The organism is Mesorhizobium sp. B1-1-7, assembly GCF_006442705.1.
GTDB lineage: Bacteria > Pseudomonadota > Alphaproteobacteria > Rhizobiales > Rhizobiaceae > Mesorhizobium > Mesorhizobium opportunistum.
The window spans coordinates 121921-145656 of record NZ_VFWQ01000010.1 but is presented as its reverse complement, the minus strand read 5'-3'; the positions used below and the strand labels follow the sequence as shown (position 1 = coordinate 145656).

The window sequence follows — 23736 nt, the reverse complement described above, 5'->3', positions numbered from 1 at the left end:
ATGCATGGTGATCCCGACAGGAATCGAACCTGTGACCTACAGATTAGGAATCTGCCGCTCTATCCTACTGAGCTACGGGACCACGCGGCCCGACACATAGCCGCTTCGGATCGTTTCGCCAAGAGGCTGGCCGAAGGCAATTAAAGAGGCCGGCCGAAGGCAATTCGGCGGCCTCTTGTCATCGTTCGTCACCGCGCGCCTCAGGCGGCCAGCGCGGTTTCGGCCAGTTTCACCCAGTAGCTCATGCCGTGCGGGATGGCCTCGTCGTTGAAATCATAGGCCGGGTTGTGGAGGCCGGCGGTGTCGCCATTGCCGATGAAGATGAAGGCTCCGGGGCGGGCTTCCAGCATGTAGGAGAAGTCCTCGCCGCCCATCACCGGCTGGATGCCGCGGTGGACATGGGCGTCGCCGGCGACGTTGGCCGCGATGTCGCTGGCGAACACCGTCTCTTCCGCGTGGTTGAAGGTCACTGGGTAATTGGCCTGGTAGTCGACCTCGATCTTGGCGCCGAAGGCGATCGCCAGCCCTTCGCAGATGGTGCGGATGCGCTCTTCGGATTTCTTGGCGATTTCCTTGCGCAAGGTGCGCACCGTGCCGGCGATCTCGGCCGATTCCGGAATGATGTTGTAGGCATCGCCGGCATGGAACTTGGTCACCGACACCACCACCGCCTCGACCGGATCGGTGCTGCGCGAAGCGATGGTCTGCAGCGCGCCGACCAGGTGGCTGGTGATGACGATCGGGTCGATCGTGCCGTGCGGCATGGCGGCGTGGCCGCCGCGGCCCTTCACGGTGATGGTGAATTCGGCCGTCGCCGCCATGATCGGGCCCGGCCGGATCGCGAACTGGCCGACAGGCAGGCCCGGCATGTTGTGCATGCCGAACACCTTGGAGATGTCGAAGCGCTCCATCATGCCGTCCTTGACCATCTCGTTGCCGCCGCCGCCGCCTTCCTCGGCCGGCTGGAAGATCACCGCCACGGAGCCCGCGAAATTGCGTGTTTCGGCGAGATATTTCGCCGCGCCCAGAAGCATCGCCGTGTGGCCGTCATGACCGCAGGCGTGCATCTTGCCGGGAACGGTCGAAGCGTAAGGCTTGCCGGTGATCTCGTTGAGCGGCAGCGCATCCATGTCGGCGCGCAGGCCGATGGTGGCGCCGTCGCCCTGGCGGCCACGAATGATGCCAACGACGCCGGTCTTGCCGAGGCCGGTCACCACGTCGTCGCAGCCGAACTCCTTCAGCTTCTCGGTCACGAAGGCGGCGGTCTTGAAGACGTCGAAGTTCAGTTCTGGCGTCTGGTGCAGGTGTTGGCGCCAGCCGGCGACTTCGTCCTGCATCTCGGCGGCTCGGTTCAGGATTGGCATGGTGGTTCCATCTCGCTGTTGGAGCAGGCGGGCTGGCCCGCTGCCTTTCAATTGTGATCGTCAGGCACTTTTGCCATGTTGGCGTCACATAGGGTAAATAACACCGCAACGATGCGGTCCGTTTTTGAGGGGCGGACTCGTTATGCTGCCGGTCACGTAACGAAATCTTACGGAGCCAGGGGCGACTACGGCAAGAGGCGATTTCGGATTTGATCATGCGGCACAGGCATTTCCTCAAACTATTCTCGGCTGGCGCAACCATGCTGTCGGTCCTGGCTGGGCCGACGCTGGCCAATCCGGTGGTTGTCTTCGACCTCAAGAGCGGGCAGATCCTGCAGCATCAGGATGCCTTCAAGCGCTGGTACCCGGCCTCGCTGAGCAAGCTGATGACCGCCTACGTGACCTTCCGGGCGATCGCGGCCGGCGAAGTCCAGCTCGATTCGCCGATCAAGGTGACGAAACACTCGGCCGCGGAGCCGCCAAGCAAGATGGGCTTCAAGCCGGGTTCGGTGATGCGGCTCGACAATGCGCTGAAGATGATGCTGGTCAAATCGGCCAACGACATCGCCATGGCGGTCGGTGAGAATATCGGCGGCTCGCAAGCGGCCTTTGCCGAACGAATGAACGCCGAAGCAGTCCGGCTCGGCATGAACGGCACCCATTTCGTCAATCCGAACGGCCTTTATTCGCCGGACCAGTACACCACGGCGCGCGACCTTGCCGTGCTGGTGATGGCGATACGCCGGGAATTTCCGCAATATGCGCCATGGTTCTCGATCGAGGGGCTCGCGGTCGGCAAGAAGGCGATCCCGAACTACAATCTCTTGATCGGCCGCTATCCCGGCGCCGACGGCATGAAGACCGGCTTTGTCTGCCCTTCCGGCTTCAACATGATCGGTTCGGCGACGCGCAACGGGCGCTCGCTGGTGGCGGTGGTGCTTGGCGAGAGGTCGGCGGTCAGCCGTGCCGAGGCCGCGGCCAGACTGCTCGACCAAGGTTTTGGCGCGCCCGCCGCCGGCTCGGCCACCGTCGCCACGCTGGCGCCCTACGGCGATACGGTCTCGCCCAACGACATGCATGACGAGGTCTGCAGGAAGAAGACGCCCGAGGAGCAATCCGAAGCGCCGCCCGCCTTGGCCAAGGACGTGCCGAAATCGCCCTACCAGGTAAAGCTCGACCATGTGCCGACGCTGGTTGCCGTCGGTCTTGGCGGCGCCACCGGCCCGGCGCCGAAGGCGATGCTCGACCAGGGCGGCCAGGAATATGCCGACGTGCCGATCCCGACCTGGCGGCCGGACAAACCCCAGCCCGCGGGCACCGGTCCCAAGGTAGCAGGCGCCGACGCGCAAGGTGACCGGCCCGCCAAGACCGCGAACTGACCGCAATGGCGAGCTTCCCGATACCCGTCTCGGTGCTGACCGGCTTCCTCGGCGCCGGCAAGACGACCCTGCTCAACCGGCTGCTGAAGGATCCGGCGCTGGCCGACACGGCGGTTATCATCAACGAGTTCGGCGAGGTGGCGATCGACCATCTGCTTGTCGAGCAGGCCTCCGACGGCATCATCCAGCTTTCCGATGGCTGCCTGTGCTGCACGGTGCGCGGCGAACTGGTCGATACGCTGGCCGACCTGGTCGACCGGCTGCAGACCGGGCGCATCGCACGCCTTGCCCGCGTCATCGTCGAGACCACTGGTCTCGCCGATCCGGCGCCCGTGCTGCAATCGATCATGGCGCATCCGGCGCTGGTCCAGGCTTTCCGGCTCGACGGCGTCATCACGCTGGTCGATGCGGTCAATGGCGACGCCACGCTCGATGCCCATGTCGAGGCGGTCAAGCAGGTCGCGGTCGCCGACCGCATCGTGCTGAGCAAGGCCGACCTGGTTACCGGCCCCGTAGAACTCGAAATGCTGCGGGCGCGCCTGCGGCAGATCAATCCGGGTGCCGAACTGCTCGATGCCGGCGATACGGGGACGGGCGTGGCGGCGCTGTTCGACTGCGGCCTCTACAATCCAGCCACCAAATCCGCGGACGTGCGGCGCTGGCTCGGCGAGGAAGCGGCGCACGATCACCACCATCATGACCATCACCATGACGGGCACGATCACCATGAAGGGCACGATCATGGTCACCGGCACGACCAGCGCGTGCGCTCCTATTCACTGGTGCATGATGGTCCGGTGCCGTTTTCGGCCATCGAAATGTTTCTCGACCTTCTGCGCTCGACGCATGGCGAACACCTCTTGCGCATGAAGGGCGTCATCGAATTGCAGGAAGATCCGTCGCGGCCGCTGGTCGTGCATGGCGTGCAGAAGATCCTGCATCCGCCGGTGCAGTTGCCCTCCTGGCCGGACAGCCAACGTGGCACGCGGCTGGTGCTGATCACGCTCGACATGCCGGAAGACTATGTGCGCCGGCTGTTCGCCGCCTTCACCAACCGGCCCTCGATCGACACGCCCGACCGCTCGGCGCTGGAAAACAATCCGCTGGCGATTGCCGGGCGGTAAACGCTATGATCCCTGCGCGCCGCGTTCGACCAGAAAACGGTGGCCGCCCACGACAGCCGCCGTTTCGATCAACTGATGGCCGGCGTCGGAACAGAAAGCGGGAATGTCGATGACGGCGAGCGGATCGGTGGTCTCGAGCCAAAGCCTGCTGCCCGGCGGCATGCCGGCAAGACGTTTTTTCGCTTTAAGCACGGGTAGGGGACAATTCAGCCCCTTGAGATCATAGATCGCGGTGCGTCCGGCCAAGGATAGAACCTCAGCCGCCGAACATGCCGAGCAGCTTGTTCTTGAGCTTGGTAACCCGGCTCTCATCGGCATTGGCGGCCTGCGTTTCGGCTTCCGGCGCGGCCTCGGTCGGGGCGGCTATGGTGGCGGTGGCGGCAGGCGCCTCCTTGGCGGCCTTGGCCGCTTCCTTCTCGGCGAGCGCCTGTGCCTTGGCGGCTTCCTTGGCCTGCTTGGCAGCCTCTATCGCAGCCAGCCTCTGCTCCTCGGCCTTCTGCTTGGCGGCTTTCTCGGCGTCGAGTGCAGCCATCTTGCGGCCGGTCGGCGAATCGATGCGGCCCATGCGCGTCGTCTCGGTCACCGTGCCATTGGAATTGAGCGAAGGCGGGTCGATCGGCACGCGCTCGCCGCGCGCCCGGCGCTTCGACCAGTCGGAGACGATGCTGGCTTCCTTGATGCCGGCGATGGTCGGCCTGGGCGGCGGCACGCTGGCCTTGAGCGCGCCGGTGAACGCCGCGTCATAGGTGCTCTGATAGGCGTTGTAGGCGCTCTTCAGCGAATCCGGCTGCGTGGTCGCCGGGCACGGTCCGGTCGGATCGAATGTCTGGCCGTCGGGGGCGACCTGGTTGAAGACGTAGCGCTTTTCGCAGACGTCGACCTTCGGCGGCACCTTGGTGATCTCGAAATTGTCGTAGCCGACCTTCAGCATCTTCCAGAACTCGTAGTTCGGGTCGTTGCGATAGCGCGCCATGTTGGCGGCGGTCATGCGGAACGGAAAGGCCTCGACCTGAAACTCGGTCTGCCCGCCCTGGAAGGCGTCGCGGCCGAAGGCATAGATCTGCTCGATCTGCGCGTCGGTCATCGAATAGCAGCCCGAGGACGAGCAGGCGCCGTGCACCATCAGGTTCTGGCCGGTGCGGCCGTTGGCACGGTCATAGGCGTTGGGAAAGCCGATGTTGAAGGACAGATGGTAGTTCGAGCGCGGGTTCATCTGCGACGGGCGAACCGTGTAGAAGCCTTCCGGCGCCTGGCGATCGCCCTCGGTGTATTTCGGACCGAGCTTGCCCGACCATTTGCAGATGTCGTAGCTGGCGACCATGTCGTAACGGCCGTTGGTCTTGGCCTTCCAGATTTCGAGCTTGCCTTCTTCCTTGAAGATACGTGCCATCACCGAGGAGGTGCGCACCATGCCCTTGGCCTTCATGTCGGCCAGGATCTTGTCCGGCAGCGGCTTGTTGGCCTCCGGGGCAAAGTCCTTCATCGACGAATCATTGCAGCCGGCGATAGCGATCGAGGCGACGAGGACTCCGGTACGGGCGAGCTTGGCAAACATGGATACGGCTATGTCTTTTCCCTCGGGCCAATGGCTTCGAAACGGCCGAGCCCACATGCTGAACACCGACGGACCGTAAGCCCGTTAACCTTGAAAATTCCTTACCGCAAGCGTCGGTCAACCCCTTCGCGGCAATTTCCCGAGCCTTCGTGGCAACTTCCCAACCCTTCGTTGCAACTTCATTGACCCGAATGCGGCGGCATTTTTGTGGCGAAATTGCTCATTGACGCCACATTGCGGTGGGCAAGCCGCTTCCGATGACCTCGTTCCGACGTCAGCGGGTCAGAGGCTGCGCCCCATCGCCAGGTATTTCTCGCGGCGCTGCTCGCGGAAATCGGTGTTGGCGCCGGCAAAGTCCTTCATCGTCTTGGCAATGAGGTCGCCGGTCGCGGCAATCACCGTCTCGGGCGCGCGCTGGGCGCCGCCCATCGGCTCGGGGATGATGGCGTCGATGATCTTCAATTCCAAAAGATCCTGCGCGGTGATCTTCATGTTGGTCGCCGCGTCCTTGGAGCGGGTGGTGTCGCGCCACAGGATCGAGGCCGCGCCCTCCGGCGAAATCACCGAATAGATGGCGTGTTCGAGCATGTAGACACGGTTGGCGGTGGCGATCGCGATGGCGCCGCCAGAACCGCCTTCGCCGATGACCACCGAAATCGACGGCACCTTGAGCGCAAGGCAGGCCGAGGTAGAGCGGGCGATGGCTTCCGCCTGGCCCCGCTCCTCGGCGCCGACGCCGGGATAGGCACCCGCCGTGTCGACCAGGGTCAGGAGCGGGATCTTGAAGCGGTCGGCAAGCTCCATCAGCCGCACCGCCTTGCGATAGCCTTCAGGGCGCACCGAACCGAAATTGTGCTTCAGCCGGCTGGTCGTATCCGAACCCTTCTCCTGGCCGATGATCGCGATGGGCTCGCCGCGGAAGCGGGCGAAACCGCCGACGATCGCCTGGTCCTCACCGAAATTGCGGTCGCCGGCGAGCGGCGTGAAATCGCTGAACAGGCCCTTGATGTAGTCGACGCAGTGCGGCCTGTCGGAGTGGCGCGCCACCTGCACTTTCTGCCAAGGCGTCAGCGCCTTGTAGAGATCGCGCAGCGCGTCGCGCGACCGCTTCTCCAGCCTGGTGATCTCGTCGGCGACATCGACCGCCTCGCCATTCTCGGCAAGCTTCTTCAGCTCGAGGATCTTGAGCTCAAGATCCTGCACCGGCTTTTCGAAATCGAGGTAATTGTACATGCGTGAGCGGACCGATACGTCGGAAGGCAATGACTGCGGAACCGTTTAATCCAAGGCCCCGGGCGGTGAAATGTCGTCCTCACATAGCGATATGAGGCCTAGTCGGCAAGCGGATGATGATCGTTGACCAGCCGCACCAGCCGCTCCTCCAGCACATGGGTGTAAATCTGTGTCGTCGATATGTCGGCATGGCCAAGCAACTGCTGCACGGCCCTGAGATCGGCGCCGTTCTGCAGGAGATGGCTGGCAAAGGCATGGCGCAGCACGTGTGGTGAAATCTTGGCCGAGGCGATGCCGGCCCGCGCCGCCAGCCCTTTCAGATCGCGGGCAAAGACCTGGCGGGAAAGATAGCCGCTGTCGGAGGCGGCCGGAAACAGGAACGGGCTTTCTGCGAAGGCGGGCACTCCGGCCCGGGCGGCAAGCCAGGTTCGCATCGCCGCGCGCGCCTTGGCCGACAGCGGCACCATGCGTTCCTTGTCGCCCTTGCCGCGCACCATGAAGAAGCGGTCGTCGCGCTGCGCCACCGTCACCGGCAGGCCGACCAGTTCGGAAACGCGCAGACCCGTGGCGTACAGCACCTCGACCAGCGCATGCAGGCGCAGGGCCGCCAGCCTGTCAGCATGGCCGAGCCCGGCGTCGCCGGCTTCGGTGGCGGCGCGGTCGATCAGCCTGCCGGTGTCGGCCTCGGACATCGTCTTGGGCAGCGGCCGTCCCTTTTTCGGGCTGTCCAGCGTGCCGGTCGGGTCGTCGCCGCGCAGGCCCTCGGCGTAGAGAAACTTGAAGAACTGACGGATCGCAGACAATTTGCGCGCCTGTGACGTCGGCGCGAAGCCGCGGACGGCGATGTCGTCGAGATAGGCGCGGATGTCGGCGGCCGCCGCACCGGCAAGCCCGCCATCGATCCCGTTCGAAGCGTCTTCGAGATCGCGGCGATAGGAGGAAAGCGTGTTCTCGGCAGCACCACGCTCGGCGCTCATCATTTCCAGGAAAGCCTCGATGCGGGCGGCGCTGTTCATCCTTGAGGATCAGTTCTTCTTGGGATTCAGTTCTTTTTGGGATTCAGCTTTTCCAACGGGATGCGCACGCTCATCTCCGCTTTTTTCGGTTCGACGAACATCACCAGCGCGAACATCGTACCATAGGCAATGCCGGCCAGAATCGCGACGGTCACGACAAAGCGAAACAGTGTCGGCATCAATCTTCGCCCGTCTTCTTGTTCTGCGTTTCCAAACCCTGTGCCCTTATGGGACGCCAATCCGGCCAATTCAAGGACGAAGCGGAGGCTTGTTAGCAACTTCTGATGCAGGCATTCCTTGGCCGATATAGGCTTGCCTCTACTCGGCATGCTTGACGCAAACGGGCTTTTCATGTCGATACGCCGGCAAAGAGGGCCCCAGAACCGTCATGGTGTCATGAACGCGCTACACGCAAATCCTCCAGGCGAGACCAGCGCCGCGCTGGTTAACCGGCTGGGCAGCCGGTCCATCGTCTTTGTCGGGCTGATGGGCGCCGGCAAGACGGCGATCGGCCGCAAGGTGGCGACGATGCTTTCGCTGCCCTTCATCGACAGCGACCAGGAGATCGAAAGCGTCTCGCGCATGACCGTGCCGGAGCTGTTCGAGCGCTATGGCGAAACCGAGTTCAGGGCGCTGGAACAGCGTGTCATCCTGCGCGTGCTGGAAAATGGCCCCCAGGTGCTCTCCACGGGCGGCGGCGCCTTCATGAACGCACAGATGCGCGAGGCCGTCGCCACGCATGGCGTGTCGGTGTGGCTGAAGGCCGAGCTCGACCTCTTGATGGAACGCGTCTCCAAGAAGCAGAACCGGCCGCTGTTGAAGAGCGCCGATCCCCGTGCCGTGCTGGAGCGGCTGATGGGCGAGCGCTATCCGGTCTACGCAACCGCTGATGTCACCGTGCCGACCCGCGACGACCGCAAGGAAATCATCGCCGCCGAGGTGCTGGAGGCGCTCTGCCGGCATTTCGGCATCGAGGAAAATGCCGCGACAGGCGAGGTCGAATCGTGAGCGTGGATCAGCCTGTCACCGTCGAAGTCGGGCTTGGCGACCGGGCCTACGACATACTCATCGGCTCAGGGTTGCTGTCCCGCGCGGGTGAGGAGATCTCGCGCCGGCTGCCGGGCACGCGCGCGGCCGTCATCACCGACGCCAATGTCGCGGCGGTGCATCTCGAGGCGCTGAAGACCGGGCTCGAAAAGGGCGGCATCCAGCCCGCCGTCATCACATTGCCGCCCGGCGAGAAGACCAAGAGTTTTGTCCATCTCGAAGAGGTGGTCGACGGCGTGCTGGCCGCCAGGCTGGAGCGCGGCGACATCGTCATCGCCTTGGGCGGCGGCGTCATCGGCGACCTTGCCGGCTTTGCCGCCGGCATCGTGCGGCGCGGCATGAATTTCGTGCAGATCCCGACCTCGCTGCTGGCCCAGGTCGATTCCTCCGTCGGCGGCAAGACCGGCATCAACAGTCCACGCGGCAAGAACCTCGTCGGTGTTTTCCATCAGCCGAAGCTGGTGCTGGCCGACACCGAAGTGCTCGACACGCTGCCGATCCGCGAATTCCGCGCCGGCTATGCCGAGCTCGCCAAATACGGGCTGATCGACCGGCCGCAATTCTTCGCCTGGCTGGAAGAAAACTGGAGGCAGGTGTTCGCCGGCGGCCCGGAGAGGGCGCAGGCGATTGCCGAGGCCTGCCGCGCCAAGGCCGACGTCGTCGCCCGCGACGAGTTCGAGACCGGCGACCGGGCGCTGCTCAATCTCGGCCACACGTTCGGCCACGCGCTGGAAGCCGCCACGCAGTATGACGGCGCCCGCCTCGTCCATGGCGAGGGGGTCGCCATCGGCATGGCGCTGGCGCACCGGTTCTCCTCGCGCCTCAATCTGGCCAGCCCCGACGACGCGGCGCGCGTCGAGACCCATCTGCGCGCCGTTGGGCTGCCGTGGCGCATGGCCGACATTCCTGGCGATCTGCCCGACGCCGAGGCACTGCTGGCCTTCATCACCCAGGACAAGAAGGTGTCGCGCGGCGCGCTGACCTTCATCCTGACGCGCGGCGTCGGCCAGGCCTTCATCGCCAAGGACGTGCCGGCTTCGGAAGTGCTGTCGTTCCTCCGGGAGAACCACCCGGCCAACGGGAAAGCCGGCTGAGATGAGTAACGAGACGGGCTGGGGCGTCGTCGCCGTCCTTGCAATCCTCATCCTGCTGATCGTTGCCGTGCGCACGCGCCTGCTTGCCATGTTCGGCTACGAGCTGTCGCGCATCGAGCCGCAGCGCTCGAGCCAGGACGAGTTGCGCGGTGCGGTCGACGATTTCCGCCGCGACGGTCAGGTGGTGCGCGAGGATCGTGATCGCATTGGCGGCCTGTTCGATCTCGAGGAGCTCGAAGTCTCCGATGTCATGGTGCACCGCACCAACATGCGCTCGGTCAATGCCGACAATGCGCCGGAAGCGGTGGTGCGCGAGATCCTGCAGAGCCCGCACACGCGCATGCCGTTGTGGAAGGGCTCGCTCGACAACATCGTCGGGGTGCTGCACGCCAAGGACCTGCTGCGCGCGTTGAACGAAGTCGGCAACGACTTTTCCAAGATCGACGTGATGAAGATCGCCTCGAAACCCTGGTTTGTGCCGGACACCACGACGTTGCAGGAACAGCTCAACGCCTTCCTGCGCCGCAAGGCGCATTTTGCCGTCGTCGTTGACGAATATGGCGAGGTCGAAGGGCTGGTGACGCTGGAGGATATCATCGAGGAGATCGTCGGCGAGATCGCCGACGAGCATGATGTCGACATCCATGGCGTCAAGCAGGAAGCCGACGGTTCCGTCGTCGTCGAGGGCACGGTGCCGATTCGCGACCTGAACCGGGCGCTCGACTGGAACCTGCCCGACGAGGAGGCGACCACCATTGCCGGCCTCGTCATTCACGAGACGCAGTCGATCCCCGAGGAAAAACAGGCTTTCACCTTCCACGGCAAGCGCTTCACCGTGATGAAACGCGACAAGAACCGGATTGCCCGGTTGAGGATCAGGCCGGCCGCCGACGCTTAAGCGCGTCGCGCTGAAACGGATCCGTCCGGCGCTCAGCAGTCCTTGGTCCAGCGTTCGCTAAGCGTTGCGTCTGTTTCCGCATCGACCGACGCCAGGCTGACCTCATAGCCCCAAAGGCTTCGGATGTGGCGAAGTGTTGCGTCGCGGCTCTCATTGTCGAGCAGGATGCCGTCCTTCACCTTGTGCTGAAGTCGCAAATGCCGGTCGCCGAGCAAGTCCACGTCCACGATCTGGATGTCGGGCCGGTTTGCGCCCCAATCATAGTTTTGGGCCAGCGCGGCCCGTATCTTGCTGTAGCCCCGCTCGTCGTGGATCGATGCGACTTCGTAGTGCGGTCGGTCGGAGCCGTCGGCCAGCACGAAGAGTCGCCATTTCCGGATCAGGGTCGGACTGAGATATTGGCGAATAAAGGATTCGTCCCGGTGATTGGCCCAGGCGTCGAGCAAGGTTTCGAGCCAGTCGCCGCGGCCGGCAATGTCGGGAAACCAGTCGCGGTCTTCCGCCGTCGGCTCGGTCGAGATGCGCTGGATGTCCTGCATCATGTCAAGGCCGAGGGCATAGGGGTTGATGCCGGAAAACCGCGGGTCGTCGAAGGAAGGCTGGAAGATCACGTTCGAGTGGTTGCGCAGGATTTCGAGCATGGTGCCTTCATTGATCCGGCCACGGTCGAACAACATGTTCATCAAGGTATAATGGACGAAAGTGGCGCACCCCTCATTCATGACCTGGGTTTGCCGCTGCGGGTAAAAATACTGTGCGATGACCCGGACAATGCGGAGGATCTCGCGTTGCCAAGGTTCCAGGACGAGGCTGTTCTTTTCCAGGAAATAGAGCAGGTTCTCCTCGGGCAGGCTCAGCGATTTTTTCCGTTCAGCCAAGACTTCTTCCCCGGCTTCGGCCTTGTCGGCGTCCTGCACCGGAGGCAGAGTCCGCCACAGATCATTGTAGGAGCGCTCCTCGTATTCGAGACGTTCGCGAAGGCCTTCGCGTTGCTGTTCCGACGAGAGTTTCGGCGGCCGGTGGTATCGGAACACGCCTTGCTCCATCAGCGCGTGAGCCGAATCGAGAACCGCTTCCACGGCGGCGAGACCGTAACGCTCCTCGCACCGGGTGATGTAGCCTTTCGCGAAGTCCAGATAGCTCAGAATCCCGCCTGCGTCCGTCCACTGGCGGAAAAGGTGATTGTTCTTGAAGAAATGGTTGTGTCCGAGTGCGGCATGGGCCGTCACCAAGGCTTGCAGGGCCATGGTGTTTTCTTCCATCAGGTAGACGATGCAGGGATCGGAATTGATGACCAGCTCATAAGCCAGCCCGCGCCCACCTTTGCGGTAAAGAAGCTCGTTGTAGAGGAAATGCTTACCGAACGACCAATGCCGGTACATCAGCGGCATGCCGACCGAGGAGTAGGCGTCGAGCATCTGCTGCGAGGAAATAACCTCCATCTGCACCGGGTAGGTGTCGAGGTGAAGCTGATCGATCGCGATTGCCTCGATCTCGTCATAGGCTCGCGACAGTGTCTTGAAGTCCCAGTCGGACCCTGAGAAAAGCAACCTGGATTTACCGGCTTGGCTAGCCATCCGACATACCTCACGCGCTCGCACGCATCGCCGGCTGCCTGGCGAAGAGCTCGCGAAAGACGGGGTAGATATCCGCTGGGGATGCGATGCGCCGCATCTGGAAATTCGGCCATTTCTGCTCGATGGCGCTGTAGGCGCGCCAAAGCGAGGTGCCATTTTCGGTCGACCCAAAAATATGGCTTTCGCGCTCGTCGATGATCTCCACATAGGCGAAATACTGGCACAACCGCATCAGTTTGCCGCCGAGCAGCTCGATGCAGCGTTCGGAATCGGTGGCGAAATTGTCGCCGTCGGAGGCCTGGGCGGCATAGATGTTCCATTCCGTCGGGGGATAGCGCTGTTCAATGATGCGGTGCATTTCCTCGAGCGCCGTGGAAACGACCGTGCCGCCGCTCTGGGTATGGTAGAAGAACGTCTGCTCGTCGACTTCCTGGGCCTCGTGGGTGTGACGAATGAAAACGATGTCCGTCCGCTCATAACGCCGCGTCAGGAATAGGTGGAGCAGCACGAAGAAGCGTTTGGCCAGATCCTTTTCGCGCTCCCCCATCGATCCCGACACATCCATCAGGCAAAACATGACGGCGCTGGCATTGGGCTGCGGCTGGGGGTCGAAGCGGTTGAAGCGGATGTCGACCGGGTCGACATAGGAAATTCGCCGGCGACGACGCTCCATCAAATCGAGTTCTTCGCGCAGGGCAGCGATGCGTTCGCGCCTTGCCGCGTTCGGGGGTTGCGCTTCGAGCAGTGCAAGCTGGCGGGCGATCTCATCCAATTGCGCCTGTTTGGGACGCCGGAGCGCAATGCGGCGACCATGGCTGTTGCGCATCGTGCGGCCGACATTGATGTTGGTCGGCGAGCCGCTGGCGCTGAAGCCCGCCCGCTTCGGCTTGAACGTCAATATCTGCTTGAGATTGAGCTTGACCAGATCGGGCAGTTCAAGATCCTCGAAGAAAAGATCGAGAACCTCCTCGCGTGACAACATGAAACGAAAATCGTCTTCGGATTCGCTATTTCCCGGAGACGAAGAGCCCAGGCCTCCCAGACCTGGCTTGGGGATCAGATCTCCGGAAATGTAAGTTCTGTTGCCAGGCAAGATGTGCTGGCGCCGGCCGCTGTCCCTGGCATCGCTGAAGACCGGCTCGCTGGTGCCTTTCCGGGGCATGGGCACGGCATGCTCCCGGTCAACCTCGGCGATGCGGCCGGCGCGGACCTGGTCGCGGATGTTTCGCTTGAGTTCCTCCCGCGCGCGCTTCAGAAACCGCTGGCGGTTGCCCAGGCTTTTGTCCTTCGGATTCAGGCGTCTGTCGATAAAGATCGGCATGGAAGCATCCGGGCCTGCCTCAACCCGCCTTGTTCACACGCATGTACCAGTCGACAAGCCGGCGCACCTGCCGCTCGGTGTAACCACGTTGCACCATGCGCTGCACGAATTCATTGTGGCGTTTTTCCGTGACGCTGTCCTGTTTGGAGCCGAAACTGATCACGGGCAGAAGGTCTTCAACCTGTCCGAACATCCGCTTCTCGATCACTTCACGCAGCTTTTCATAGCTGGTCCATGACGGATTGCGGCCATGGTTGCGCGCCCGGGCGCGCAATGTGAATTTGACCACTTCGTTGCGAAAATCCTTGGGATTGGCGATGCCGGCCGGCTTTTCGACCTGCGACAGTTCCTTGTCCAGGATCTCGCGGTCGAGGATCTGGCCGGTATCGGGGTCCTTGTAGTCCTGATCCTCGATCCATGCGTCGGCATAGGCGATGTAGCGGTCGAAAAGGTTCTGGCCATATTCGCTATATGACTCCAGATAGGCCTTCTGGATTTCGTGGCCGATGAACTCGGCATAGCGGGTCGCGAGCTCCGACTTGATGAATTCGAGATAGGCGGCTTCCGTTTCCTTCGGGAACTGCTCGCGCTTGATCGCCTCTTCCAGGATGTACATCAGGTGCACCGGGTCCGCCGCGACCTCGTTGGTGTCGTAGTTGAACGTCTGCGACAGGATTTTGAAGGCGAAGCGCGTGCTTACGCCGGTCATGCCCTCGTCGACGCCGGCTGCGTCGCGATACTCCTGAACGGACTTGGCCCTGGGATCGACCTCCTTGAGGTTTTCACCGTCATAGGCGCGCATCTTGGTATAGAGCGGCGAATTGTCGTGCTCGGCAAGGCGAGTCGAGACGGTGAACCGGCTGAGAATGTCCAGCACTTCAGGTGCGCAGGGGCTGCCGGCCAGTTCGCTCTCGCGCAGCAATTTCTCGTAAATATGCCTCTCTTCGGTGATCCGCAGGCAATATGGCACCTTGACCACGAGGATGCGGTCCAGAAAGGCCTCGTTGTTTTTGTTGTTCTTGAACTGCTGCCATTCCGATTCGTTGGAATGGGCAATGATGATGCCTTGATAGGGGAAGGCGCCGAAATTCTCAGTGCCGTTGTAGCTGCCTTCCTGGGTCGCCGTGAGCAGCGGGTGCAGGACCTTGATGGGCGCCTTGAACATCTCGACGAATTCGAGCAGGCCTTGCGTGGTCCGGTTCAGGCCGCCGCTGTAGGAATAGGCGTCCGGATCGGACTGGCTGAAATTTTCCAATTGCCTGATATCGACCTTGCCGACCAAGGCCGAGACGTCCTGGTTGTTCTCGTCGCCGGGCTCTGTCTTGGCAATGCCGATCTGGCGCAGCCGCGACGGCATCAGCTTGACGACACTGAACTTGGAAATATCGCCCGACAGTTCGTCGAGCCGCTTGGCCGCCCAGGGCGAGATAAGTCCGTTCAGACGGCGCCGGGCTATCCCGTATTTATCCTCCAGCAGGTCTCCCATGCGGTCGGGATGGAAAAGGCCAAGCGGCGATTCGAAAATCGGACTGATCTGGCTGCCGGCCTTCAGCGTGTAGATCGGCCGTTCCTCCATCAGTTTCTTCAGCCGTTCGGCAAGGGAGGATTTGCCGCCGCCGACGGGGCCGAGGAGGTAGAGGATCTGCTTGCGCTCCTCGAGCCCCTGGGAGGCATAGCGGAAATATCCGGCGATGCGCTCGATCGTGTCCTCCATCCCGTAGAACTCGGAGAAGGATGGATAGACCTTGACGGTGCGGTTCGAAAAAATGCGGCCGAGCCGTTCATCCTTGCTGGTGTCGACCAGGTTTGGTTCGCCGATTGCCTCGACCATCCGTTCAGGCGCCGAGGCATACATCGACTTGTCCTCTCGGCAAGCAAGGAGATACTGCTGGAGGCTGATTTCTTCCTGGGCCGCGTTCGCATAAATCTCCGAAAACAGATCGAAGACGTCGGACTGATTCTCACGCATGATGCTTTGCCCTCAGAGCCGTTCTGGCTGTCAGCTAGCTCATCATATTCAACTGCCGGAGCGCATTGTGGTTCCCTTCACATGAAGGAGAGAACGTGCATTTGGCAGTGAAACCTGGGACGCCACCCCGTGTGGCCGGAATGCTTATCCAATACTGAAGGTGGTGATGGCGCGATGAGATCGTCAAGGGGCAGATATGATTTCGTGAACTGAACAAAAAAGAGCCGTGCATTTGAAGCGGGCTGATACGGCGAGAGCTACGGCCCGATGCGAGTTCGACGAAGATCAGTCGATCCGGCCTCGTCGACAGCGGTGAGTCCCAAGATAATCGAATGTCATTCTCGTAGTTTGGATCGATGGTCGATCGCCAAGCCGTACCTCTGGTATTACCAATCGTTGACTGGACGCTCGTGGCGCCTGCGGGCACTCTTTGGCCGATACGGTCGGGAGACCATGATGATCGATCGACGAAGCCTCATTCTGGCCGCGGTGACGGCGCTGTTGCCATTGGGAGCATCGGCGGCATTGCGCCTGCGCCAGCCCGCGCCAAAAACCGTCGACTATGGGCCTGCCAAGCTTGACATCTATGCTCCCGATGGCCCGAAAAACCTGCCAGTGGTGTTTTTCGTCCATGGCGGGGCCTGGCAGTTCGGCAAACGCAGCCAGGTGGGTGCAAAGCCGGCTTTCCTGCTCGCCAATGGGTTCTGCTTCGTTTCCATCGACTATCGCATGCTGCCGCAGGTGGATGTCGCCACCCAGGCCAGCGATGTCGAAAAGGCCTATGCCTATGTCAGGGCCAATATTGCCGGGCATGGCGGCGATCCCAGGCGCATCGTCGGCATGGGGCATTCGGCCGGCTGCCATCTGATTGCGCTGACGGGAATGCGCGGCGGGCTGCCAGGCGTCGCCGGGCTGCTTCTCGACGATACCAGGGCCTATGATCTCGCCAGGCTTGAGAAAAATGGCGGCATGGTGCGGGCCTATGCCCGGGTGTTTTCCGATCCATCGCAATGGGCGGCATTGTCGCCGGCGAGCCATGTCGACGGAGGCAAGCATCCGCCGACCTTCATCGCCTATTCCCGCGCCGAGGGTCGCGGCGAGGAGTCGAAAGCCTTTGCCGAGCGCTTGCGCGCCACCGGTACCAAGGTCACGCTGTTCGACGGCAGCGCCTATACGCACATGTCGATCAATCGCGATTTCGGCGAAGACGGCGACGCGCTGACGGCGGCCGCGCTGGCGTTCCTGAAGTCGACGGTCGGCTGAAGGGGAGCGTAGGCGTCAGCGGCACTGGATCAGACCAAAAGCGGCGGCGGGATATTGCCGTGCGGCCATCGGCGAGTGCTATTGGCTTCGTGATGGGGAGAAAATTGCATGAATGGCGCCGATGTCCTGTGCGATGTGCTTTTGGCCAATGACGTGACGGTCTGTTTCGCCAACCCTGGCACGTCCGAAATGCATTTCGTCGCCGCGCTTGACCGCAAACCGCGAATGCGTTGCGTGCTCGGCCTTTTCGAGGGCGTGGTGACCGGTGCCGCCGACGGCTATGCGCGCATGACCGACCGTCCCGCCGCGACTTTGCTGCATACGGGGCCTGGTCTGGCCAATGGCCTGGCCAACATGCACAACGCCCGGCGCGCCTTGAGCCCGATGATCAACATCGTCGGCGACCATGCCTCCTATCATTTGCCGCTCGACGCACCACTCACCAGCGATATCGAGGGCCTCGCGGCGCCGATGTCGAACTGGGTCGGCCGCGTCAAAGGTCCTGAGGATGTCGCGCCGGCAGCCGAAGCCGCCTTTCGCGCCTCGCTGACGCCGCCGGGCGTCGCGACGCTGATCCTGCCGGCGGATGCCGCCTGGGGTGAAGTCGGCGCGGTCCCGGTCGGCAAGGTGAAGCTGGCGCCGACGCGAGCCGCCGACATGGACGCCGTACGCAAGATCGCCGCGGCGATCCGTGCCGCTCCGGGGCGGGTCGGCATGATCGTGCGCGGGCGCGCCGCGCGCGCCGATGCGCTCGACATTGCCGGCCAGATTTCCACCGCAGGCGGTGTCCGTCTGTTCAGCGAGGTCCTGACCGCGCGGATGCAGCGCGGACGCGGGCGCGTGGCGCCGACCCGTATCCCCTATCCGGTCGATGCCGCGACGGCGCTGCTCAGGGACATCGACGTCCTGGTGCTGGTCGGCGGCAAGGAGCCGGTCGCCTTCTTCGCCTATCCGGGAAAACCCGGACGGCTGGTCCGCGAAGACTGTCAGGTGCTGACGCTCGCCGCCCATGGCGACGATCTCCATGCGGCGCTGGAAGCGCTTCGCGAGGAACTCGGCGTCAAGCCATCGCAGCAGACGGCGTTCGCGGCCGCTTTCCCGGACGAGGCAACGCCGAATGGCAAGTTGACCGAAGATGCCATCGCGCTGTCGGTGGCGCGCAAGCTGCCGGACAATGCGATCATCTGCGACGAAGCGGTCACCTCGGCGCGGCGCTTTTTCGCGCTGTCGGCATATGCGGCGCCGCACGACTACATGATGGGTACGGGCGGATCGATCGGCGGCGGCATCCCGATGGCGACCGGGGCGGCAGTCGCCTGTCCCGACCGCAAGGTGATCAATCTGGAGGCAGACGGCAGCGGCATGTACACGGTGCAGGGGCTGTGGACCCAGGCCCGGGAAAATCTCGATGTGGTGACGATCGTCTTTTCCAACCGCACCTACGCCATCCTGCATGGCGAGATGAAGAATGTCGGCGTCGGGGCGATCGGCGAGAACGCCAGGCGCATGCTCGACCTCGACCATCCGCCGCTGGACTGGGTCTCGCTGGCAAAAGGCATGGGCGTGGAGGCCGCGCGCGCCGAGACCTGCGAACGGTTCGATGCGCTTCTGGACAGTGCCTTGTCGCGGCGGGGGCCGTTCCTGATCGAAGCGGTGCTCTGAGCGCCCGTGACAGGGCTGGCTGGCCTACCAGCGGGTCTTTTCGCCGGGAGCCGCCGGTTCGATCGCCAGCGCGTGCACGCCGGCCTTCAATTCGTCGGCGAGCAGTTCGTTGACGGCGCGGTGGCGGTCGATGCGGTTCATGCCGGCAAAGGCGGACGCGACGACACGGACGCGAAAATGCGTCTCGCCGGTGCCGTCATAGACGCCGTGATGGTCGGAGCCGTGATGATGGTGGCCGGCATGAAGATGGCTTTCGTTGATGATCACCAGCCGCTCCGGCGAAAATGCCTTGTTGATCTTGTCTTCCATGGTCGCCTGTATGGACATAGTCGTCTCCGTTCACCACATATGGCCGGCGCGCCAGCGTGAAAACCGCAAACCGGTTCATACGGGGGCCGCTACCGCGCAACAAAATCCGCCATTCGCCTGCTTTATGCCGCGATTCAGCGGTTAGGGCGATGATCGCGAAAATGTCAATTCTTGTTTCGCATCTGCGAACGCCCCATAAATGGGTCAGATGAAGCCGTACCCCAAATATTTCGAGAAGATTCGCGTCCGCCCCGACAAGGACGCGGAGCTGAAGTCGCATTCGCCGATTTGCCAGTGGGACGGCTGCAAGGAGGCGGGCACCCATCGCGCGCCGGTCGGGCGGATGAAGGAGGGCGAGTATTTCCGCTTCTGCTTCGACCATGTGCGCGAGTACAACAAGGGCTTCAACTACTTCTCCGGCGTGCCGGACACCGAGGTCGCACGCTTCCAGAAGGAAGCGATGACCGGCCACCGGCCGACCTGGAAGATGGGCGTCAACGGCGCCTCGACACGTTCGTCGCCCGATATGGCGCAGATGCGCTCCGGCCGCGCCGGCTACTACAACCGCATGCGCGACCCGTTCGATCTGTTCAAGGGGCCGAAGGATCCGCGTGAGGCGCGCGAGCGCAAGGCCAAGCCGCTTGAGGCCAAGGCGCTGGAAACGCTTGGCCTTGATACAAAGGCGACTGGCAAGGATATCAAGGCGCGCTATAAGGAACTGGTGAAGCGCCACCATCCGGATGCGAATGGTGGCGACAGAGGTTCGGAAGACCGGTTCCGCGATGTGCTGCAGGCCTATCGCGTGCTCAAGCAGGCGGGCCTGTGCTGAGCGACCCAATGGTTTGTGTCGTTTTCCAACTTTCATAAGGGTGGAAAAGGCTTTAAGACCGCCCCCGAACAAAATCGATTGCCGGCGAAACGGGACGTTTCGCCCGTGGAGACGTTGAGAGATATGAACAAGGTCGATCGCGACATCGCCAACCTGCCCGACACGACGGTCTCGGTGAAGGACAAATTCGGCTTCGACTCCAAGATGGTGGTGCCGGCCTATTCGGTAACCAGCGAACATGTGCCGGATATCGATCCGGACTATCTGTTCGACAAGGCGACCACCTTGGCGATCCTTGCCGGCTTCGCCTACAACCGCCGCGTCATGGTCTCGGGCTATCACGGCACCGGCAAGTCGACCCATATCGAACAGGTCGCCGCCCGGCTCAACTGGCCCTGCGTGCGCGTCAACCTCGACAGCCATGTCAGCCGCATCGATCTCGTCGGCAAGGACGCCATCGTCGTCAAGGACGGGTTGCAGATCACCGAATTCCGCGACGGCATCCTGCCTTGGGCCTATCAGCACAATGTCGCGCTGTGCTTCGACGAATATGACGCCGGCCGTCCGGACGTGATGTTCGTCATCCAGCGCGTGCTGGAATCGTCGGGCCGCCTGACGCTGCTCGACCAGAGCCGGGTCATCCGTCCGCATCCGGCGTTCCGGCTGTTCTCGACCGCCAACACGGTGGGTCTCGGCGACACCACCGGCCTCTATCACGGCACGCAGCAGATCAACCAGGCGCAGATGGACCGCTGGTCGATCGTCACCACGCTGAACTATCTGCCGCATGACAATGAAGTGAACATCGTGCTGGCCAAGGCCAAGCACTATCGCGACGGCAAAGGCAAGGACATCGTCAACAAGATGGTGCGCGTCGCCGACATGACGCGCTCAGCCTTCATCAACGGCGATCTGTCGACGGTGATGAGCCCGCGTACCGTCATCACCTGGGCCGAGAATGCCGAGATCTTCGGCAATATAGGCATGGCGTTCCGGCTGACCTTCCTCAACAAGTGCGACGAACTGGAACGCTCGGTAGTGGCCGAGTTCTACCAGCGTGCCTTCGGCGAGGACCTGCCGGAGAGCGCGGCCAACGTGGTGCTGGGCTAAGCAGAGTCTCGATGGCGGGTCCGGGCGACAACACGCGCAACAAGTCGAAGACGGGGTCTGAAGCCGATAGCTTCAAGCGCGCCGTCACCGTCTGCATGCGCGCCATTGCCGGCGACAAGGAAATGGAAGTCGGCTTCGCCAAGGATAGGCCGGCGCTCGCCGGCAGCCGCGCGAGACTGCCCGAACTGCCGAAGAAGGCATCGAAGACCGACATTGCGATTACCCGCGGCCTCGGCGATTCCATGGCGCTGAAGCGCGCCTGCCACGATCAGCGCATCCACACCAAGCTGGCGCCGGAAGGCAAGGCGGCCCGCGCCATCTATGACGCGGTCGAGCAGGCCCGTGTCGAGGCGATCGGCAGCCGCGCCATGCAAGGCGTCGCCGACAATATCGGCTCGATGCTGGAGGACAAATACGTCAAGGCCAATCTGGTCGACGTCAAGGACAAGGCCGACGCGCCGATCGAGGAAGCGCTGGCGCTGATGGTGCGCGAGAAGCTGACCGGAAGGTCGATCCCGAAGAGCGGCGAGCGGCTGGTCGAGCTCTGGCGCCCCTGGGTCGAGGAAAAGGCCAAGGCCGATCTCGACGGGCTTTCGGCCAAGCTCGACGACCAGCAGGCCTTCGCCCGCGTCGTGCGCGAGATGCTCGCCTCCATGGAGATGGCCGAGGAACTCGGCGACGACCAGGAGACGGAAGACTCCGAGGACAATGACGACAACCAGCCGCAAGGCGAGGAGCAGAGCGAGGAGGGCGGCGAAGAGGATTCCGGCTCCGAGCAGTCGCAGTCAGAGGACGCCGAGGCTTCGGCCGACGATGAGCAGTCGTCGGAGACGGAAGCGTCCGACGCCACCGCCGACGATCTCTCCGACGATGACGATGCCGATGCCGAGACGCCCGGCGAGGCGCGCCGCAACGACAATCCCTTCACCAACCTGCCGAAGGAAATCGACTACAAGGTCTTCACCACCGCTTTCGACGAGACGGTCGGGGCCGAGGAGCTTTGCGAAGAAGAAGAGCTCGACCGGCTGCGCGCCTTCCTCGACAAGCAGCTTGCCAATCTGTCCGGCGTCGTCGGGCGGCTCGCCAACCGGCTGCAGCGCCGCCTGATGGCGCAGCAGAACCGGTCCTGGGATTTCGACCTGGAAGAGGGTTACCTAGACCCGGCGCGCCTGGTGCGCGTCGTCATCGACCCGATGCAGCCGCTGTCCTTCAAGCAGGAGCGTGACACCAAATTCCGCGACACGGTGGTGACGCTGGTGCTCGATAATTCCGGCTCGATGCGCGGCCGGCCGATCACTGTCGCCGCCACCTGCGCCGACATCCTGGCGCGCACGCTGGAACGCTGCGGCGTCTCGGTCGAGATTCTCGGCTTCACCACGCGGGCGTGGAAGGGCGGGCAGGCGCGCGAGAAGTGGCTGAAGGACGGCAAGCCGCCGAACCCCGGCCGCCTCAACGATTTGCGCCACATCATCTACAAATCCGCCGACCATCCGTGGCGGCGGGCACGGCGCAATCTCGGCCTGATGATGCGCGAAGGCCTGCTCAAGGAAAACATCGACGGCGAGGCGCTGCTGTGGGCGCACAACCGCCTGATCGCCCGGCCGGAGCAGCGCAAGATCCTGATGATGATCTCGGACGGCGCGCCGGTCGACGATTCGACGCTGTCGGTCAATCCGGGCAACTATCTGGAACGCCATCTGCGCGCCGTCATCGAACTGATCGAGACGCGCTCGCCGGTCGAACTCTTGGCCATCGGCATCGGCCATGACGTCACGCGCTATTATCGGCGCGCCGTCACCATCGTCGATGCCGAGGAACTGGCCGGCGCCATGACCGAGCAATTGGCCTCGCTGTTTGCCGAGGAAAGCGCGCGCGACACGCGGCGTGGCGGCATGCGGCGCGCCGGATGATCCTTTCGCGGGGCGGTTTTCGACGGACGCTTTTCGCTGCCATCGCCCTGCTCGCCGGCGTGGCTTCGGCGCCGGCCGGTCCGGTCCGGTCCAGCTCTGTCGAGCCGGTCGAGATCTCGGCCCGCCCGATCACCCAGTTTCATATCGGTCGCGCCGACAAGCAGTTCGGGCCGCTCGAATTCGTCGGCGGCCTGGAGATGACCTCGCCGACGCGCGATTTCGGTGCGTTGTCGGCCTTCCGTTTCGTGAAGGCGGGCGGCGATTTCATCGGGGTGGCCGACACCGGCTTCTGGTTCTTCGGGACAGTGGTTCGTGACGCCGACAAGCGGCCGGCCGGTATCCAGAATTTCCGCATGCAGCAGATGGTCGATGAAAACGGCCAGCCGATCGACGAGAAATGGATGGTCGACGCCGAAGGGCTCGACGTCAAGGACGGCATCGCCACCGTCGGCTTCGAACGCAACCATCGCGTCGCCCAGTTCAAGATCGACCCGAGTGACATGAAGGCGCCGTTCAAGCAGCTGGATTTCCTCATTCCAGCCTGGGAGTTGCGCCAGAATCGCGGTTTCGAGACCGTCACCCATGCCAATGCCAATGGCCAGCATGAGGGCGGCCTGGTGGTGGTGTCGGAGAAGAGCCTCGACAAATCAGGCAACATCTATGCCGCCATCATCGAAGGGCCGCACAAGGGCGTGTTCACCGTCAAGCGCAACGGTGATTTCGACATCACCGACGGTGCGTTCCTGCCGGATGGCGACCTGCTGCTCCTGGAGCGCAGCTTCTCGATGGCAGGCGGCCTCAAGATGCGGCTGCGGCGTATCTATGGCGAGAGTGTCGAGAAGGGCGCCGTCGCCGACGGACCGGTGCTGCTGGAAGCCGACATGGGCTACCAGATCGACAATATGGAAGGACTCGACGTCTGGCCCCGCGATGACGGCGCGCTGATGGTGTCGCTGGTCTCCGACGACAACCACTCGATCCTGCAGCGCAACCTCTATCTGGAATTTATTCTGCACCAGGATTGACGTTGACGGTTTCAACGGCGGGTTCGATCTTCGGTGGAATTCGATTTTGGT

At 63.0% G+C, this 23736-nt stretch carries 21 protein-coding genes and 1 tRNA gene; 11 read left to right on the top strand and 11 right to left on the bottom strand.

Annotated features, from left to right (window positions below; genetic code table 11):
• Positions 1-5: 5 nt before the first annotated feature.
• Together FJ978_RS18705 and FJ978_RS18700 are read right to left on the bottom strand one after the other, a co-directional pair.
• A tRNA-Arg gene (locus tag FJ978_RS18705) sits at positions 6-82 on the bottom strand.
• Positions 83-200: 118 nt separating this feature from the next.
• Positions 201-1364, bottom strand: a complete 1164-nt coding sequence (locus FJ978_RS18700) for a M20 aminoacylase family protein (protein WP_140573238.1) — start codon at positions 1362-1364, stop codon at positions 201-203.
• A 215-nt stretch (positions 1365-1579) separates the two neighbouring features.
• Between FJ978_RS18700 and FJ978_RS18695 the strand changes: the two genes are divergently transcribed.
• Both FJ978_RS18695 and FJ978_RS18690 read left to right on the top strand, forming a co-directional pair.
• Positions 1580-2743 carry a D-alanyl-D-alanine carboxypeptidase family protein gene (locus tag FJ978_RS18695; protein ID WP_140573237.1) on the top strand — a complete coding sequence of 388 codons (1164 nt, stop codon included), beginning with the start codon at positions 1580-1582 and terminating at the stop codon, positions 2741-2743.
• Positions 2744-2748: 5 nt separating this feature from the next.
• Positions 2749-3867, top strand: coding sequence for a GTP-binding protein (locus tag FJ978_RS18690; protein WP_140573236.1), 1119 nt, complete (start codon positions 2749-2751; stop codon positions 3865-3867).
• Positions 3868-3870: 3 nt separating this feature from the next.
• Here FJ978_RS18690 and FJ978_RS18685 read toward each other — a convergent pair whose 3' ends face one another.
• The 5 genes from FJ978_RS18685 to FJ978_RS18665 form a co-directional block, all read right to left on the bottom strand.
• Entirely contained in the window at positions 3871-4113 is a 243-nt protein-coding gene (locus FJ978_RS18685) for a sulfurtransferase TusA family protein (protein WP_140573235.1), read from the bottom strand.
• 10 nt (positions 4114-4123) lie between these two features.
• Positions 4124-5422: a murein L,D-transpeptidase family protein gene (locus FJ978_RS18680; RefSeq protein WP_013892764.1), complete on the bottom strand. Its 1299-nt coding sequence runs from the start codon at positions 5420-5422 to the stop codon at positions 4124-4126.
• A gap of 282 nt (positions 5423-5704) precedes the next feature.
• Positions 5705-6655: an acetyl-CoA carboxylase carboxyltransferase subunit alpha gene (locus tag FJ978_RS18675; protein ID WP_013892765.1), complete on the bottom strand. Its 951-nt coding sequence runs from the start codon at positions 6653-6655 to the stop codon at positions 5705-5707.
• A gap of 98 nt (positions 6656-6753) precedes the next feature.
• Positions 6754-7671, bottom strand: coding sequence for a site-specific tyrosine recombinase XerD (locus tag FJ978_RS18670; protein ID WP_140573234.1), 918 nt, complete (start codon positions 7669-7671; stop codon positions 6754-6756).
• A 26-nt stretch (positions 7672-7697) separates the two neighbouring features.
• Positions 7698-7850, bottom strand: coding sequence for a histidine kinase (locus tag FJ978_RS18665; protein ID WP_140573346.1), 153 nt, complete (start codon positions 7848-7850; stop codon positions 7698-7700).
• Positions 7851-8067: 217 nt separating this feature from the next.
• On the opposite strand from FJ978_RS18665, the gene FJ978_RS18660 reads away from it, so the two are divergent.
• Genes FJ978_RS18660 through FJ978_RS18650 form a run of 3 tightly spaced genes read left to right on the top strand, consistent with a single transcriptional unit; the run spans position 8068 to position 10710 of the window.
• The gene (locus FJ978_RS18660) at positions 8068-8679 is read left to right on the top strand and encodes a shikimate kinase (protein ID WP_140573233.1); all 612 of its coding nucleotides are present in this window, start codon (positions 8068-8070) and stop codon (positions 8677-8679) included.
• Entirely contained in the window at positions 8676-9812 is a 1137-nt protein-coding gene (aroB, locus tag FJ978_RS18655) for a 3-dehydroquinate synthase (RefSeq protein WP_140573232.1), read from the top strand. Before FJ978_RS18660 ends, aroB begins: the two co-directional genes overlap by 4 nt.
• Position 9813: 1 nt before the next feature.
• Entirely contained in the window at positions 9814-10710 is an 897-nt protein-coding gene (locus FJ978_RS18650; RefSeq protein WP_140573231.1) for an HlyC/CorC family transporter, read from the top strand.
• 32 nt (positions 10711-10742) lie between these two features.
• Here the strand turns inward: FJ978_RS18650 and FJ978_RS18645 are convergent, their stop codons facing one another.
• The 3 genes from FJ978_RS18645 to FJ978_RS18635 are packed head-to-tail and all read right to left on the bottom strand — an operon-like array spanning position 10743 to position 15577.
• Entirely contained in the window at positions 10743-12287 is a 1545-nt protein-coding gene (locus FJ978_RS18645) for a SpoVR family protein (RefSeq protein ID WP_140573345.1), read from the bottom strand.
• 10 nt (positions 12288-12297) lie between these two features.
• Positions 12298-13608, bottom strand: coding sequence for a YeaH/YhbH family protein (locus FJ978_RS18640; RefSeq protein WP_140573230.1), 1311 nt, complete (start codon positions 13606-13608; stop codon positions 12298-12300).
• 19 nt (positions 13609-13627) lie between these two features.
• Positions 13628-15577, bottom strand: coding sequence for a PrkA family serine protein kinase (locus FJ978_RS18635; RefSeq protein ID WP_013892773.1), 1950 nt, complete (start codon positions 15575-15577; stop codon positions 13628-13630).
• A 456-nt stretch (positions 15578-16033) separates the two neighbouring features.
• On the opposite strand from FJ978_RS18635, the gene FJ978_RS18630 reads away from it, so the two are divergent.
• Both FJ978_RS18630 and FJ978_RS18625 read left to right on the top strand, forming a co-directional pair.
• Positions 16034-16840 (top strand): alpha/beta hydrolase, encoded by an 807-nt coding sequence (locus FJ978_RS18630; protein ID WP_140573229.1) that lies wholly within the window; start codon positions 16034-16036, stop codon positions 16838-16840.
• Between the two features lie 108 nt (positions 16841-16948).
• Entirely contained in the window at positions 16949-18502 is a 1554-nt protein-coding gene (locus FJ978_RS18625) for an acetolactate synthase large subunit (protein WP_140573228.1), read from the top strand.
• 24 nt (positions 18503-18526) lie between these two features.
• On the opposite strand, the gene FJ978_RS18620 is transcribed toward FJ978_RS18625, so the two are convergent.
• Complete coding sequence (locus FJ978_RS18620) at positions 18527-18829, bottom strand: BolA family transcriptional regulator (RefSeq protein ID WP_013892776.1); 303 nt, start codon at positions 18827-18829, stop codon at positions 18527-18529.
• A gap of 181 nt (positions 18830-19010) precedes the next feature.
• On the opposite strand from FJ978_RS18620, the gene FJ978_RS18615 reads away from it, so the two are divergent.
• The 4 genes from FJ978_RS18615 (at position 19011) to FJ978_RS18600 (ending at position 23685) form a co-directional block, all read left to right on the top strand.
• Positions 19011-19640, top strand: coding sequence for a J domain-containing protein (locus tag FJ978_RS18615; protein ID WP_013892777.1), 630 nt, complete (start codon positions 19011-19013; stop codon positions 19638-19640).
• A 123-nt stretch (positions 19641-19763) separates the two neighbouring features.
• Positions 19764-20750 (top strand): cobaltochelatase subunit CobS, encoded by a 987-nt coding sequence (gene cobS, locus FJ978_RS18610; protein WP_023763848.1) that lies wholly within the window; start codon positions 19764-19766, stop codon positions 20748-20750.
• Positions 20751-20761: 11 nt separating this feature from the next.
• Complete coding sequence (cobT, locus tag FJ978_RS18605) at positions 20762-22660, top strand: cobaltochelatase subunit CobT (protein WP_140573227.1); 1899 nt, start codon at positions 20762-20764, stop codon at positions 22658-22660.
• Complete coding sequence (locus FJ978_RS18600; protein WP_140573226.1) at positions 22657-23685, top strand: esterase-like activity of phytase family protein; 1029 nt, start codon at positions 22657-22659, stop codon at positions 23683-23685. Before cobT ends, FJ978_RS18600 begins: the two co-directional genes overlap by 4 nt.
• Positions 23686-23736: the final 51 nt, after the last annotated feature.